The sequence below is a fragment of the Paradesertivirga mongoliensis genome, assembly GCF_024436395.1.
GTDB lineage: Bacteria > Bacteroidota > Bacteroidia > Sphingobacteriales > Sphingobacteriaceae > Paradesertivirga > Paradesertivirga mongoliensis.
This window is the reverse complement of the sequence record NZ_JAFMZO010000002.1, coordinates 711,641-727,858: the sequence shown is the minus strand read 5'-3', so window position 1 is coordinate 727,858 and position 16,218 is coordinate 711,641. Positions and strand designations below refer to the sequence as shown.

12 protein-coding genes are annotated in these 16,218 nt (G+C 45.0%); 5 read left to right on the top strand and 7 right to left on the bottom strand.

Annotation, left to right across the window (positions count from 1 at the left end):
* Positions 1–36: 36 nt before the first annotated feature.
* From J3P43_RS09365 to J3P43_RS09350, 4 genes are all read left to right on the top strand, one after another.
* Positions 37–927, top strand: coding sequence for an alpha/beta hydrolase (locus J3P43_RS09365; RefSeq protein ID WP_255901470.1), 891 nt, complete (start codon positions 37–39; stop codon positions 925–927).
* Between the two features lie 84 nt (positions 928–1,011).
* Positions 1,012–3,423, top strand: a complete 2,412-nt coding sequence (locus tag J3P43_RS09360) for a glycoside hydrolase family 127 protein (RefSeq protein WP_255901467.1) — start codon at positions 1,012–1,014, stop codon at positions 3,421–3,423.
* Between the two features lie 48 nt (positions 3,424–3,471).
* On the top strand, positions 3,472–5,046 hold the full coding sequence (locus J3P43_RS09355) for a glycoside hydrolase family 43 protein (RefSeq protein ID WP_255901465.1): 1,575 nt from the start codon (positions 3,472–3,474) through the stop codon (positions 5,044–5,046).
* Positions 5,047–5,100: 54 nt separating this feature from the next.
* On the top strand, positions 5,101–6,444 hold the full coding sequence (locus J3P43_RS09350) for a family 43 glycosylhydrolase (protein ID WP_255901463.1): 1,344 nt from the start codon (positions 5,101–5,103) through the stop codon (positions 6,442–6,444).
* A gap of 82 nt (positions 6,445–6,526) precedes the next feature.
* On the opposite strand, the gene J3P43_RS09345 is transcribed toward J3P43_RS09350, so the two are convergent.
* Genes J3P43_RS09345 through J3P43_RS09335 form a run of 3 tightly spaced genes read right to left on the bottom strand, consistent with a single transcriptional unit; the run spans position 6,527 to position 10,789 of the window.
* Entirely contained in the window at positions 6,527–7,330 is an 804-nt protein-coding gene (locus tag J3P43_RS09345; RefSeq protein ID WP_255901461.1) for a 3-keto-disaccharide hydrolase, read from the bottom strand.
* A gap of 25 nt (positions 7,331–7,355) precedes the next feature.
* Positions 7,356–9,401, bottom strand: a complete 2,046-nt coding sequence (locus J3P43_RS09340; protein ID WP_255901458.1) for a plastocyanin/azurin family copper-binding protein — start codon at positions 9,399–9,401, stop codon at positions 7,356–7,358.
* A gap of 8 nt (positions 9,402–9,409) precedes the next feature.
* Positions 9,410–10,789 carry a 3-keto-alpha-glucoside-1,2-lyase-like domain-containing protein gene (locus J3P43_RS09335; RefSeq protein ID WP_255901456.1) on the bottom strand — a complete coding sequence of 460 codons (1,380 nt, stop codon included), beginning with the start codon at positions 10,787–10,789 and terminating at the stop codon, positions 9,410–9,412.
* Between the two features lie 512 nt (positions 10,790–11,301).
* Between J3P43_RS09335 and J3P43_RS09330 the strand changes: the two genes are divergently transcribed.
* Positions 11,302–12,294, top strand: coding sequence for a family 43 glycosylhydrolase (locus J3P43_RS09330; protein WP_255901454.1), 993 nt, complete (start codon positions 11,302–11,304; stop codon positions 12,292–12,294).
* 69 nt (positions 12,295–12,363) lie between these two features.
* Here J3P43_RS09330 and J3P43_RS09325 read toward each other — a convergent pair whose 3' ends face one another.
* From J3P43_RS09325 to creD, 4 genes are all read right to left on the bottom strand, one after another.
* Positions 12,364–13,125: an oxygenase MpaB family protein gene (locus J3P43_RS09325; protein ID WP_255901452.1), complete on the bottom strand. Its 762-nt coding sequence runs from the start codon at positions 13,123–13,125 to the stop codon at positions 12,364–12,366.
* Complete coding sequence (locus J3P43_RS09320; protein ID WP_255901450.1) at positions 13,110–13,532, bottom strand: ribosomal maturation YjgA family protein; 423 nt, start codon at positions 13,530–13,532, stop codon at positions 13,110–13,112. The genes J3P43_RS09325 and J3P43_RS09320 overlap by 16 nt, the downstream gene beginning before the upstream one ends.
* Positions 13,525–14,619, bottom strand: coding sequence for a DUF6688 domain-containing protein (locus tag J3P43_RS09315; protein ID WP_255901448.1), 1,095 nt, complete (start codon positions 14,617–14,619; stop codon positions 13,525–13,527). The genes J3P43_RS09320 and J3P43_RS09315 overlap by 8 nt, the downstream gene beginning before the upstream one ends.
* 195 nt (positions 14,620–14,814) lie before the next feature.
* Positions 14,815–16,182, bottom strand: a complete 1,368-nt coding sequence (creD, locus tag J3P43_RS09310) for a cell envelope integrity protein CreD (protein ID WP_255901446.1) — start codon at positions 16,180–16,182, stop codon at positions 14,815–14,817.
* Positions 16,183–16,218: the final 36 nt, after the last annotated feature.

Below are 16,218 nucleotides of genomic sequence, written 5' to 3'. Positions count from 1 at the left end.
AAATTAACTGTTGCATTCATACGAATGTGTTAGAATATGAAAAGATTAAAATTTATTATTGCGTTTTTGATAAGCGGGTTATTCGCTACTGCTCAACCTATCGTAAAGCAAGCTCCCACTGGCTTCGATATTCCTCGGCAGGGTATAAAACAAGGAAAAATAGACACGCTCTCTTATTCTTCCAGCTCTGTGGGTGCCTCACGGAGAGCTTTGGTTTATACCCCTCCAGGGTATTCAAAAGCCAAAAAGTATCCTGTGCTTTACTTGCTGCACGGTATTGGCGGCGACGAAAAAGAGTGGTTTAAAAACGGAAATCCCCAGGTAATTCTGGATAATCTGTATTCTGAAAATAAGCTTCAGCCCATGATTGTTATTCTGCCAAATGGCAGGGCGATGAAAGATGACCGCGCAACCGGGAATATTTTCGAGCCGGCTAAAGTCCAGGCTTTCGCCGATTTCGAGAAGGATCTGCTTAACGACCTTATTCCACATATTGAAAAAAGCTATCCGGTATACAGCGACCGGGAAAATAGAGCAGTCGCCGGGCTGTCGATGGGCGGTGGGCAATCACTGAACTTCGGTTTAGGCAATCTGGATAAGTTTGCATGGGTTGGTGGCTTTTCTTCAGCCCCCAATACAAAGGCCCCGGAAGCTCTTGTCCCCAATCCTGAAGAAGCCAGAAAAAAGCTGAAGCTTTTATGGATTTCCTGCGGAGATGCTGACAATCTGATGCGGATCAGCAGCCGCACTCATAATTATCTTGAAAAAAATAAGGTGCCTCACATTTTCTATGTAGAACCCGGAGGGCACGACTTCAAAGTCTGGAAGAACGATTTGTATATGTTCTCGCAATTGCTGTTTAAGCCGGTAGATGCCTCGTTGTTTTCAAAATACAGTGTTTTACCAATTCCTGCTTCTCAAGAATAGCTTCGATTGGTGCTTTACCGTTCTAATTATTCTCCTGCCTGAAAATGCAGCAGCAGAGATTTCAGACAGAACCTTCCTTTTTTTATGATGATAATACGAAAGAAAAACTTGATTTATGCAGCTCTCATTGGAGCCGTTTGTGCCAGTTTTGAGGGATACGGACAGGATAAGTTGTATCCAAACTCCTTCTCTTTAAGCGATGTGACTCTGCTTGAAGGGCCTTTTAAGCATGCTCAGGATCTGAACGTTCAGACACTTTTAAAGTACGATACGGATCGCTTGCTCGCCCCCTACCGAAAGGAAGCGGGCTTGCCTGCAAAAGCAAAAGGCTATTCTAATTGGGATGGATTGGATGGACATGTTGGGGGGCATTATTTAAGCGCTTTGGCAATTCACTATGCTGCCACTGGAAATGTGGAGTGCAAGAGACGAATGGATTATATGATTGCGGAGCTAAAAGCTTGCCAGGCGGCGAGCGAAAAGAATCATTCCGCCTGGGGCAAAGGCTATGCAGGCGGGGTTCCAAACAGCGCGAAAATATGGAGCACTTTTAAAACCGGAGATTTTGCGGCCTTACGTGCTGCCTGGGTACCCTGGTATAATCTTCATAAAACCTATGCAGGTTTACGCGACGCATGGTTGTACACCGGCAATGCAGATGCAAAAGCCATGTTTCTGAAGTTTTGCGACTGGGGTATCGATATCACCGCATCGCTTAACGACAAGCAAATGGAGTCGGTGCTGGATATTGAGCACGGCGGAATGAACGAGATTTTTGCCGACGCTTACCAGATGACCGACGATGAGAAATATATGAAAGCTGCAAAACGGTTTTCTCACAAAATGCTCTTAGGCCCCATGTCTGCCGGAAAAGACAATCTTGATAACAAACATGCCAACACACAAGTGCCGAAGGCTGTAGGCTTTCAACGAGTAGGGGAGTTGAGTAAAGAACAGGATTATCTGAAGGCTGGTAAGTTTTTCTGGGAAACAGTAACCAGAAACCGGACGCTCGCTTTTGGCGGAAACAGCAGAAGGGAATTTTTCCCAAGCGTTTCCTCTTCCGAAGATTTTGTTCACGATGTAGAGGGCCCCGAAACCTGCAACTCTTACAACATGCTGAAGCTAACGGCGGATTTGTTCAGAATGGAACCCCGGGCAGAATACGCAGATTACTACGAACGGACGTTATACAATCATATCCTTTCAACTCAACATCCTGAGCATGGGGGCTATGTATATTTCACTCCGGCTCGTCCCCGTCATTATCGCGTTTATTCTTCTCCAAATCAGGGAATGTGGTGTTGCGTGGGCAGTGGTATGGAAAATCATGGCAAATATGGCGAGTTTGTCTATACTCATACCAATGACTCTCTTTTTGTAAATCTCTTTGTTCCCTCTCAGTTGAACTGGAAGGAAAAGAAAATGAAGATTAGACAGGAGACCAGTTTTCCATATCAGGAGCAAAGTAAGCTCACTATAGTTGAAGGGAAAGGGCGTTTCGCACTGATGATTCGTTATCCTTCATGGGTAAAAAAAGGTTCCTTAAAAATATCAGTCAACGGGAAAATAGTCCCTCATTCGGCTCAGAATTCTTCGTACGTGGCTGTAGAAAGAGCTTGGAAGAAGGGGGATGTGGTGCAAGTGCTTTTGCCGATGCACACTTCGGTTGAAAAAATGCCTAATGTTCCTAATTATATCGCGGTAATGCACGGGCCTATTCTGTTAGGCGCTAAAACAGGAATAGAAAGCCTGAATGGGTTAGTTGCCGGGGACGGAAGATGGGCCCATATAGCTGGTGGCAGAAAGCTGCCTGTCGATAAAGCGCCTATATTTATTCAGGATAATATCACTTCTATTACTGAGAACTTGAAGCCTGTATCCGGTAAGCCTTTAACTTTTAAAGCAACTGGAATGAAAATGGAGAATCCGGCCGACCTGGTGTTTGAACCATTTTACAAGATTCACGATGCCCGCTATATGATGTACTGGATGAGCTTAAGTAATAAGGAATACCGGTCCTACCTCGATTCCATAACGTCAATTGAACAATATAAACTGGCACTCGAAAAGCGTACCCTCGATTTCGTAGCTCCCGGAGAACAGCAGCCGGAGGCCGACCATTCTATGCAGGTAAAAAACTCCGGCACCGGAAATAATTCGGATGCTTTTTGGCGCGACGCACGAAACGAAGGTTATTTCAGCTATAGCTTGGCTACAGGCCGTAAAACTGGTTTAAGCCTCATTGTTCGTTATTGGGGAGCAGAGTGGGGCAACCGGAAGTTTGATATTTATGTGGATGATAAAAAGCTGGTGACGGAAGACAATACCGGCAGATGGAATCAGTCGAAATTTTTCGACATCGAATACTCGATTCCGGATGCGATGCTGAGAGGGAAAGATTACGTCCGGGTGAAGTTTCAGGCATTGCCAGGTAGTACAGCCGGAGCGGTTTATTACGTTCGCCTGGTGAGCGTGGAATCAAAAAATAATTAAGTACACGGTTGATATTATGAGCCATAAGGTTCTGATAAAATAATGATAATGAAACAAATAAGAACATTTGGTAAATGGCAATCAATATTTTGCCTGATGGTATTTACGGCTCTTTCTTCGGTATCTGTAGCGCAGAATAACAAGGCTCAAAATCCGGTTATTTTCGCCGACGTACCCGATCTCTCGATGATAAGGGTGGGAGATACGTATTATATGAGCAGCACCACCATGCACATGAGTCCGGGAATACCCATCATGAAATCGAAAGACTTGATTAACTGGAAGCTTGTCGGTTACTGTTACGACAAGCTGGATGATACCGACGAGTTGAATCTAAACAACGGTAAAAGTACTTACGGGCGCGGATCATGGGCCAGCAGCATCCGGCATCATCGGGGAACTTTTTATGTCAGTACTTTCTCCGGGACAACCGGAAAAACATACGTTTATTCTACAAAAGATATCGAGAAAGGCCCATGGAAAGTTTCTTCCTTCCGGCCAAGTTATCACGATCATTCTTTGTTTTTTGACGATGACGGCAAAGTGTATATGCTCTACGGCGCCGGAAAACTCAGTTTAGTGGAGCTTAACGAAGATGTTTCTGGCATTAAACCCGGAACCACCGAACAGGTAGTTATAGCAAATGCCACCGCCCCCTCCGGAAATAGTATCATGCTTCCGGCAGAAGGATCACAATTATTTAAAGTAAACGGGAAGTATTACCTCTTCAATATTTCCTGGCCCAGAGGCGGTATGAGAACAGTTATAGTTCACCGTGCCGATAAAATTACTGGTCCGTATGAAGGAAGAGTTGCTTTACAGGATATGGGAGTTGCGCAAGGCGGCTTAATCGATATGCCGGATGGTACCTGGTACTCGTACCTGTTCAGAGACTATGGTTCAGTGGGACGTATTCCGTACATGGTGCCTGCAAAATGGGTTGAGGGCTGGCCTGTCCTTGGCGAGAATGGCAAGGTGCCTCAAACACTGGATTTGCCGGCTTCCAAAGGATTGATTCCTGGCATCGTCGCTTCCGATGAATTTAAGCGCAAGAAATCCGAGCCTGCATTGCCTCTCGTTTGGCAATGGAATCACAATCCGGACAACCGGCTTTGGTCGGTAAAGGAGCGCCCCGGGTATCTAAGACTTAAGACAGGAAGAACAGATACGTCGTTTTTATTAGCAAGAAATACCTTAACTCAAAGAACCTTCGGCCCGGAATGCACAGGAAGCACTGTTCTTGATGTTTCCAATATGAAAGACGGCGATATCGCAGGGCTGGCCTTGTTGCAGAAGCGATATGGTATTGTAGGTGTAAAATCTGAAAATGGAATTAAGTCTGTAGTAATGATTAGCGCCCAGACTGAGAAGCCTGTTGAGATAGCCAGAATTCCATTAAAGCGGCAAAAGGTATATCTAAAGACGGAGTGTGATTTCAGGGACAGAAAAGATGTAGCGAAGTTTTCGTATAGCCTGGACGGGAATACCTGGATCCCGATAGGTGAACCTTTGAAAATGGCTTACACCCTGCCACATTTTATGGGATACCGCTTTGGACTGTTTAATTATGCCACGAAAGATGTTGGCGGCCATGTCGACTTTGATTGGTTTCGAGTGAAGTAATTGGTGCTGTCTCGTTCCGCTTCCCTTTAAGATTAATTGCGATTTAAAATCAATATGAAAAAGTCAAGATTTTTATATATCCTTTCGGCACTAACAATCTGTGCTGGCGAGCTCTTCGCTCAAAATCCATTTATCACAGATCAGTATACTGCAGATCCTTCTGCCAGAGTCTTTGGCGACAGGGTGTATGTATATCCTTCCCATGATATACCGCCTGCGCCGGGAAAAGGAAGGGCAAACTGGTTTGTAATGGAAGACTATCATGTGTTTTCGTCTGCAAACCTGACTGACTGGACCGACCACGGAATGATCGTTACTCAGAATAAGGTTCCATGGGTAAAGCCTGATAGTTATAGCATGTGGGCGCCTGATTGCATAGAGAGGAACGGCAAATATTACTTCTACTTTCCAAGTACTTCAAAAGACACCACTAAGGTAAAAGGTTTCACAATTGGTGTGGCTGTAGCTGATAATCCGACGGGACCGTTCGTCCCTCAGGCAGAACCTATAGCGAAAGTGAAAGGCATAGATCCCAATGTGTTTACCGACAAAGACGGACAGGCTTATTTGTACTGGTCGCAGGGACATATTTACGGAGCTAAGCTGAAAAACAATATGCTGGAGCTGGCCTCCGAGCCTGTTATCCTTCAGGAACTGCCCAGCAAAGGCTTGAAAGAAGGCCCTTATGTCTTCGAACGGAACGGAATCTATTACATGACCTATCCTCATGTGGAGAATAAAATTGAACGACTGGAATATGCTACTGGTAATAATCCATTAGGGCCCTTTAAATTTGCCGGGGTTATTATGGACGAATCACCCACTGGTTGCTGGACAAATCATCACTCCATTCTTAATTTCAAAAAACAATGGTATTTGTTTTATCACCACAATGACCTCTCACCTAATTTCGATAAGAACAGATCTATACGGATGGACAGTTTGTCGTTCAATAATGATGGAACCATCAGGAAAGTAATTCCAACTTTGAGGGGCGTAGGCTTGACTCTCGCCTCCGGAAAAATACAAATTGACCGCTACAGCGGGATAAGTAATGCGGGGGTATCGATAAGTTTTGTCGACACTGCAGACCGCTTTAAAGGATGGAAAGCTAAGTTTAGTTCTCCGGCTGCATGGCTGCAATACAATAGTGTTGATTTCGCAAGTAATAAGCCTCAGTCCGTCGAATTGATGGTAACTTCGAATACCGGTGGTATACTGCAGATCAGATCAAGTTCTCCTTCCGGGCCCATCCTCGCCGAACTGAATGTTCCGGTATCCAAAACATGGAAGGCAGTTACCGCAAAACTTTCCGGAGAGCCCAGGGGAACTCAGCACTTGTTTATAACACAGAAGGGCGCGGGCGAAGCTGAAGTAGACTGGATGAGATTTAAATAAGTCTCACGAGCATTTTCTCGCGGCTACGCGTTACCTGCTTGTATGTTGTTGTTGACGAAGCTTCTTCGTAGATCGATCGGTTTTACTGTTCGGAGGTTATGCCCTCGGGGCGTAACCAGATATTACGATAGCTTATAGGTTCACTAGGGTCTCCGTGCGCCTGCAACTTAATCGGGGCGGCACCATGTTTTACGTATGACGGCGTCCCTATATAGTTGGTTTCACCTTTTACCTCAACGTTATTTTGGATCAATACGCCATTTAAAAAAGCCGTTACCCGGGCAGGTGTTTTTAATGTTCCATCTTCATTAAAGGTGGGAGCGATCCAGGCGATATCGTAGACGTTCCATTCACCAGGTTTTTTCGCAGGATTAACCAATGGTATATGTTGTTTGTAAATACTACCCACCATACCGTTAGTATAAGTTCTGTTCTCATTATTATACCCATCCAGAACCTGAATCTCGTAACCGCCGGCACTTCCGTTCGTTGCTGCTAAAAAAACGCCGCTATTTCCACGCGATTGGCCACTGCCGTTAATATTGGAAGGAATGCGCCATTCGATATGTAATTGGTAGTTTGAAAACTTTTGCTTGGTCCGGATATCTCCCGAACGTTTGTTAACGGTCATTACACCGCCCGACACGACCCATTTGGCAGGTGAGCGGTCCCTTGCCGACTCCCACTGATCAAGGTTTTGACCATCAAACAGTATAATGGCGTCAGAAGGAGGCTCAGCGTTTGTCTTACCTGCAATCACCACTTTTGGTACCGGCTGCCACACTTCAGTATCTTCTGGTTTAGGCTTTACAGAACTTTCTTGCCCGTAAGTGAGGGTGATAACCGCACTGACAAAAAGTGCGGTGAGTGCTATTCTATGTTTCATAACAATTATATAAGCTGTTCAAATCTTATTCTACCTTCAATATTCCTCTCATAATCATATAATGTCCCGGGTATGTGCACAGATAAGGGTATTCGCCGCGCTTGGACGGAGCTGTGAAATAAATGGTATCTGATTTTCCGGGTTGCAAAAGTAGTGTGTTGAATAACACGAGCGGCGATGAAGGTACATAATTTAATTTTTCGCCGTTTATACCCAGTTTAAGAGCCATTTCACCAACCTGATTAGCGGCGCCGGGTGCAGTTAATACAAAATTGTGCTGCATGTCGTCGTTATTAGCAAAGGTCAGTTTGATTTTGGTGCCCGGTTTCACCGTGATTAACTCAGTATCGAATTTTAATCCGGGCCTGGTGCCTAAAACAATAGTGCGATCCGGTCCGTCCGACCAATCGGCTGGTTGTTTAGCCTGATGCTTGGCAGAAGGCACCGAACGCGTTCCCGAACTCTTTCCCGTACTGTGACCCATCATCGCCATATTATGTTCGGCTGCTACTCTATTTTCCGCCGAGATTGTCAATTTTTCTCCGTCAGGAATTTTGTTCAGGGTATAATATCCATAGTTATGCATTAAAGGCAGATGGCCTTCTGCGGCCCGAATACCTTCAGCTTTTACTTCATGAATATAACCTTCTTTGAGGCTATCCAGCACAAGCCGCACCCTCATCTTATCCGGAGAAACCGCGATTGCTTTGATGGATCGTTTTCCCTGGTTAATTGCGGGACTCCCATAGTCGGAGTGGTATTTGTATGTAAAGCTGCTAAGCTCGTACGAGCTGGCTTTTCGTGCTGAAACTTCATCCACAGGCATGGTAAACTCAAGCTCAAACCCATCGGGACGCGCACTGATTGATTTTATTTCGAATGGCATTATGCCGCTCCATTCGAGCCGCTGAAGTCCATATAATTGCCTCCCTGTTGATCCCCAGCCACGTGATGTCATACCAACGAACAAGCTGCCGTCGCTTCCCCAGGTCATTCGTAAAAGACCTGATGAAAAGCCTTCACGGAAAGGGAAGGCCGCGCCCTGGTAAACGCCTTTTACTTTTTCCATGGCTACACGGATGATCTTGCTCTGGCCCTGGTCGCCCACTAACAATTGTCCTTCAAACGGTCCCATTTTTCCGTGTTCATCGTAATTGATCACCCCTGATGTTGAGATCCCGAGGATCGTATGAGGAAACCACACCGCGGGTGTTTTTATACCGGGCATCCGTTTAGCTACTTCAAACATGGGTTCGCCGGTATTGGGAATATCCTTTATCTGCAATTTAACAGGAGATCCGGGTTGGTTTGCCCAGCGTAAACCTTCCGGGTGACCGTGAAAGTCGCCTTCTTCCACATGCGCAATGAAGCCCGAACCTACCCAGCCTCCCTGGTTTTCCACATAAAAAACGTCGCCGGCATTATTTAAAGTCATGCCTGCCGGAGATCTGAAACCAGTAGCGAAAGGATGCATCTTACCATCCGGACTGAGCTTTAGCATCCAGCCCTTCCATTTCGAAAGGCTTTGTTCCTTACCGGTCCAGCCCAGGTTCAGCGCCAGGAGCATGTTGCCGTCCTTATCCAGCAGCGGCCCATACGAATATTCGTGGTAATTACCTGATAGTGGCCAGGAGTAAATTGTTTCGTATTCATCGGCTTCGCCGTTCCCGTCAAGGTCGCGCAAGCGGGTAAGTTCTGAACGCTGAGTTGCGTAAAGGTCGCCTTTAATATAGGCCAGACCTAAAACTTCGTGCAGTCCCCTCGCAAAAAGCCGGTATTGCGGAAGCTGGCCATTCTTCATATATGGATTATGTATTATCCATACTTCGCCGCGTCGGGTACTAACTGCCAATGCATCGTTGGGAAGCAGCGCCATTCCGCCAACTTCCAGCATCAGCCCCTGCGGGATAGCAACTGTGCGGATCGGGTAAATTACATCTTCCTGTTGTTTTTCACCTGCAGTAGCCGCCGGCTTATTTTGAGTTTTCGCGATAAGGGGAAAACAAGTAATTAACAGTCCGTAAACTAAGTATTTTATAGCTGGTGGTATGGTTATTTGACTATTTTTCATGTTGGGGATTACCAGATAATGCTGTATGATACTTGTGATGATTGCCTCGCTGTTGGAATGATCAATTCCTGTCCGCTTGCGGTAGCTCGTAAAATTGGTTTGGTTTTTTTAGGTATGCGAATGAAATATTCGCTGTTGTTTACGGAGTATAATCCTTTGCCGAGCGCCTCAATTAATTTCGACCGGGCAATAACCATGTACATGTTAGCCGGAGCATTTTCGATACTGATACTTCTCCGCAATCCGCCGCTGTTTGCATCGGGTTCCATTTTGTCTGCTATATCGGCCGTGCCTAACCTGTACCTGAACGTAGGCAGTCCATTAGCATCCAGCGAATATCCTTTATTTGCAAAATCGTCGAAAGGGATTGCTGCCGGCCATGTAGCCGAAGGGTCGGACAATACAGCCAGGGCCGGTTCCTCAGATAATAGGATCACGCTTCCGAGGGGCTTGGCAGTTTGCGGTTCCCCCCGTTCATGCCACATGTCGGTCATATTTAAAAACTGGCCCCGCCACACCTGTAATAAAGTCCCCTGTTTCAGGTCGTACGAATAGTTAATTCCGCCTGGCGAACCTACCGAAACCGCGTGGGTGCGTTTACCGCTGTTAAAATTTAAAAAACTTCTTAAAATGTACGGGCTATCCGTAGGATCAAGACTTATTGGGTTGGTTGCAGGCCGGTAACGGCCGGATGATGGAGATGGCTGCGCTTGTGGTAATTGCCGGTAAGAGACATTTCGGAACGCCACCGGGCCAGCTTCTCCTTTAAACGCCAGTCCCGCATTGGTCTTCCCGATATCGGGCAATTCCGTTTGTGCATGTACAAGCACTCCGTTAAGTGTGATGTCCTCAAAGCGGGCTCCAGCAATTTTTGCGCCGCTTGCATCGAAGCGGGGCGCCCGGAACCGAATCTTCAGATGCTGCCATAAGCCAGGAGCTTTAGCCGCATTCATAGAGGCTGGAAAGCCTTTCGGACCTGTCTGTGCTGACAAGACAATCCCCGCCATATCACTAAAGGCAGGAACTTGTTTTAAATGGCTATCCGTTAGCTTAATCTCGTAGCCCTGGACGAAAACCGATGGACGGGAATTCTTCGAAATCATAAAGTCGAACTCAATTTCTGAATCCCCCGGTTGGGATTCCATAACCAGCGTCGTTTCGTTCTTAGTGTTCACAAGAATTCCGGTTCCGGGCTTTACTTTGATTTTTCCCGGCCGTTGCGGATCCATCGAGGTCCAGGAATAAAGCTTCCAGTCGTTACCGGCATTTCTGAAGGAATTAAGCGATGTCAGTGGTACATTCGTCGCTGCCGGTGATTGGGCCATGGCTCCAAACGAAAGGGCCGTGCTGATAAGTAGCAAAGGGACTTTCTTGAGAATAAATTTCATATAGTTAATTTGCACAATTTTATATATTGATGCCAGGCAGCCAGACTCAATCCTATAGCTGCCTTATAATGAATAATGGCTGTTCGGTTAATTGCTTTATCGCCAAAAGTAAGAGATCGTGACGTCTGCTTACTATAATACTGTTGAAATTAATAGCAATCATGTTGAAACGTAGCGTTTTCGGGGCGAAAGTTAATCATACTCTGGCACATTTAAGAAGTCGGACGGTACAATGAATATAGATTCTTTTTTCACGAGGTTCTGGGTTTACCAGAGTCTTCCCATGGCTTTTTATCAAAGCAAGTCTTGGTCTTGAATGCGAAATAATCCAACCGACATGAAAGGCTGGCTGTCGTCCGGCGCAATATCTTTATTAAGGAATAGACCATTAATAAAGTTAAAGAGGGAGGACGGCCTCTCTGTGTTAGCAGGAAATAATTCATTTGTCTGGTTAAAAAGCATATAATCATATATATTACAGCAAAAAATCCTCTTACAAAGCGATAAGGAAAATGGAAGCTATTAACAAAAATAAAGGAGTGCTGATGCTGGCTTTACTCTGCTGGTTCAGTGGCCTGGTCTCGGCTCAAAAAAGGGATACAATTTATCCCGGAGGTATATGGCCGGATAATAACGGCAATCATGTGCAGGCTCACGGCGGCGGCATCATTAAGCTAGGTAAGACTTATTATTGGTTTGGGGAATACAGGGCAAAGGACAACGAACCTCATCTGAGATATGTGGGCTGCTACTCGTCCAATGATCTTACTAACTGGAAATTTAGAAAGAAGATAATTTTTTCCGACCCGGAGAATCTTGGAAGCGGCTGGGTACTTGAACGCCCCAAGGTTTACTATAATAAAAAGACCAAAAAGTTCGTGATGTACATGCATCTGGACGACCGGGCTTATAAGTATGCCAGGGTGGGTGTTGCTGTAAGCGACAAGGTAGACGGGGATTACAAGTTTGTTAACAGTTTCAGACCTTTGGGTAAGGAGAGCCGCGACATAGGCCAGTTTATTGACGATGATGGTTCCGCTTATCTCGTTTTCGAAAGCCGTCCGACGAAAGGGTTTTACATCGCGAAGCTTTCTGATGATTACTTGACCGTTGAAAAAGTAACATCCTTTATACAGGCTCCGCTGGAAGGCGGAGCAATTGTGAATTATAAAGGACTCTATTACGCTATCGGATCGGCCTTGACGGGATGGAAACCTAATCCCAATAAAGTAGCCACCTCCAAATCATTAGAAGGGCCATGGTCGGAGTTTGTAGATATTGCCCCGCCTCAAACTAACACCTACCAATCTCAATCAACTATGATGATTAAAGTTGCAGGCAAGAAAACTACTACTGTGATCTATATGGGCGACCAATGGAAACCGTCAACACAATGGGATTCAAGATACTTATGGATGCCTTTAGAGATTGGAGATGGGAAGTTATCGCTGCCGGAGCCGCGTCCCTGGAAGCTGAATATAAAAACCGGAGAGGCGTCATTTTAGCTCGCTGGTTCTTGTGAACTTGCTTGAAAGGAATTGGCGGCTGGTAGTTGGACGATTATGACAGACCGCTTAAGCTCTTACATCCAGATCCTTTATCTGCGCCTTATACTCTTTCGGAAGTATAGCATCTTTCAGTAGCCAGTCGAGTTTTAAGAGCCGGCTGAACTTATACAGACCAAGCACCGGAGTTAAAAGCGGGATCTTCCCTAAAAAAAGTAAGCTATTTACCCTTTCGGGGACAACCATTACCTGCGCCTGCTTCAACAGCAAATATCGGGGCCATCCGAGATGCTTCCGGTATTGCTGATAGAGATCTGAAGTGAATTTACTACAGATAAGATTTTGCTGTAAGTGGTCCTCTCTCATTATTAGCCAGTCGTGATAAGTATCGGGTAATCCTTTGATTCTCATCCGGAGCCCCACGCGGTTAAATACATCAAAAACGTCGGCTTTCTCATTTACTGTAAGTCTCCTTTCCAATACTTCAAACGAGCGAATGGAGTAATCAATCAGCATAAACAACACATCCCGGTAGGCCCAGTCCGGAATTTCGGCGCCACGATCCTCTTCAACCGATTTATGGATGGCAGTAATTTTATCGATAGCGTATAAGGCCTTGTCATAATCAGAAAATACGATTTGCCGGGCATAAGAGACGGTTGAAAATAACCTGCCCAGCGGGTCAGATGGCAGGCGACCGGTAAAGTACAACCAATCTACCGCTTTATTTAATGCAAATTCTGCCGAAGCGCCTGCAAAAATAAACAGGATGGTATCTCCTTTACCCCAGATCTTTCTTACAATCGAATCCTTATCTACAAAAAAAGCCATAGGTTATTGTCTTTCGGTTGATGGAGCTTCCGGTTTGCCGCCGAAAACCGCAGTTTTTCAATGCCAAGAACCAGTAGAATTCCCAATGTATATGCCAAAATATCAATCCAGGTAAAATAGGTGCCGATAATAGTGCGGGCAAATACCGAATGCTCAAGGCCGAGGTGTTGAACAATGTTAAGGTATTGCAGGGTTTCTATCAGGTACGAAAAGAGAAGTACCAATATAGCGGCTGTTAATACGGTTAAGTTCAGAAAACTCTTCACAAAGCAGTACAACAGAATCACCACTAAAACATCGCCAACATACGGGCGGATGATATCATCGTGGATGAACAGGGCTATGAGCACTTCGATGGTGAAGAGGAGGAGGGTAAGGATGAAATAACCGGTATGGAACTTAATCATGGATAATTTGCTTAATTAAATTTTGACATTCATTTTTATCAATGTACTGCGATGCTATTCGGTTTTCAGGCTTTTTGTCGAATAAATAGAGAACTATTAAGAAAAACCACTCGAGGGGTTTCATTAAAATATAAATACTATCAGAGACCCATTTATGGTTGAAAGCACCGTAGTAACGATGTATCAAGCCCCCTATCCGGTTGTAGACTTTTCTTATGGGCTTATGCATACCGGGCAGCTTCCGTTGCAAAAGATCTTCAAATGCATTAGAAATAAGTAGCTGCCTGTTACATATAATAATATTGCCTGCTCTGCGACCGAGGCGAATCGGCTTGACCAACTTGTTGTGTCCTTTTGCAGCGATGGTGTTTAGAAAGTGCCCGCCCGGACATATTGAATTTAAGCATTGATCGTCTAACTGAGAAAAACCGTGCTTATACGTGTCGGTGAATGCTCTCACTATTGAGTCGGGTTTTTGACCGAATAAGAGCAAAAATGCAATGAGTATTCCCAGAACTGGAAAGCAAAGCAAGATTAATAAAGGAATTTTTTTGAAAATAGTTAGTTTCAACACCTTGACCGCTATTTTTTCACCGGTTGATTTTATCTCATACGTCGATAAATCAGTCTCCGAAAGGAACAATAATTGGTTCTTCGCTATCTGAATAAGAAAATGCAGGACAATAGGAACATGCATGACAAAAAAGAAACCAATTTCTTTATGCTGCAGGCCGATGAATACGTTTAGCACGACAGCAATGACTAAGAAGCAATTAATAAGGACTTCTGTTAATGGCGGAGCGAGTTCTGTCCGCCATGAAGAATATAAATAAGCAATCATACAAAGTACGATCAGAATAATCGGTGTAAGCCTATGATCCAGGGAAAAAAAAGCCGATTCCGTACAGCAATTATTGTAAGTTTCTGTATTGGAAAGAAATAACCAAGGCAGGATAATTACATAAACAAACCCGATGGCATTTAACCAAAAGGATGACATCCAGCCAGTTTTACCCGAGCAGTAGTATACAAAGTCGTGTAAAACTAGAAACGATGGTACCGACAGAATTAGAATAAATATCTCCATATATAGGATTTGGGCTTCAATTTCATCGCCTTATGTAGGGCGAAGTTCAGGCTCAGCTATCTTGATGTGTTTTGCAAAACTTTCCAAAAGTTCCAAGCTTTTGGAAAGTTACCCGGGCTAATGCTCAGTCTTTAGAGCTAAGGGGTTAGGGCGGTTCGATTTCACCCGCCCCGGTCTCCTAAAAGGCTGCCAACGTCACTCCGCCGTCTCATCCCCTTTCTTATTCCAATCAATCTTCGCCGACAAATACATCATCGCCGCAACCGTAATGAATAATCCCACACTTCCAACAAGCAACGCCAGATCCTGCAACTGAATAATCACGAAAATAAAGCTGTAAAAAATGCTCAGTATTCCCGAAAAGACGATTGCCGGCTTTCTGTTCTTCAGTAAGGAGGCGATAAAGATCCCGATAAGGGCAACTGTAGCAACCGAGGCAATCAGGTATGCGATGGTAAATCCTACCTGTTCAGAGAAGGAGAGGAGCAGGGTGTAATAAATGGTCATAGCCGCGCCAATTAGTACGTACTGCAATAGGTGTACCTTTCTTTTGTTTAAAAGCTCGGTAAAGAAGAGCGAAATAAAGGTCAACAGGATAATGAGGATAGCATACTTTGCCGAGCGCATGGTTTTCTGATATTGATCTACAGGCAATATAAACTTCACACCAAAAGCATCTTCGGTATTGGGTTTATGCAATATGGTGTTCTCCTCAACCCATTGTTGCGGAAAGGGGCGGTTAAAATAAGGCATTTTCCATGTGGCACTAAAGCCATCTTTAGATATTTCCGGCTGTTCGGGTAAATACCGGCCGGTAAAGCTTGGATCGTTCCAGGCGCCTTCTACCTTAACCGAAGTAGCTTTTCCGATATGCATGAAGTTAAGTTCGCTGCTGCCCCTTAAATCGAGATCGAAGCTGAAGTTAAGGGCTGTGTTCCTTCCGGCGCTCAGGTCGGGTAGGATAATCAGATTATTGCTGAAAAGGTGCAGAGAGGTAAAATCGGGCTCGACGTGGTAAACCGAATCGCCTAATTTAATTGCAGGAGTGTTTTTAAGACCCTTCAAGTCGCTTAACCCGATAACCAGCTTTGCCTTGTCCCACTGAATCAGATCAGGGTTGATGCCCGATTTTTTCAGTTCCAGCACCCCGAAGCTTCCCTTTACCGCTATTTTGGTATTGTACACTACTGCATCAAATATCCCGCGATGCCGCACCTCGGGATCCACCTTACTGAGGATATCAAGGTTTTCGGGCATGAGGTAAATATTGGTCAGGCTTTCTTTGTAGGTTGTCTTGCCTGTGGTGTCTTTCTGGCCCACCATCGTTTTGTATGGAAGTACCATAATTGGGCCCTCGACTAGTTGACTTCCCGACCACTTATCCGAGATCTCCGCGATCACCTCATCCTGCCGAAGCTGACGTTCCAGTATCAGATCCTGAATCCAGCTGGATGGAATAAGTAAAAGGAGCGTCAGCACTCCAATAAGTGCAAGCTTGATCAAAACCGATCCTCCTAACCGGTTTGGGCGTTCATTGTTTTCTGTTGTTAATTCAATTTTCATGATTTTAGGGTTTTGTAAAGTACTTTGTATTTCAAA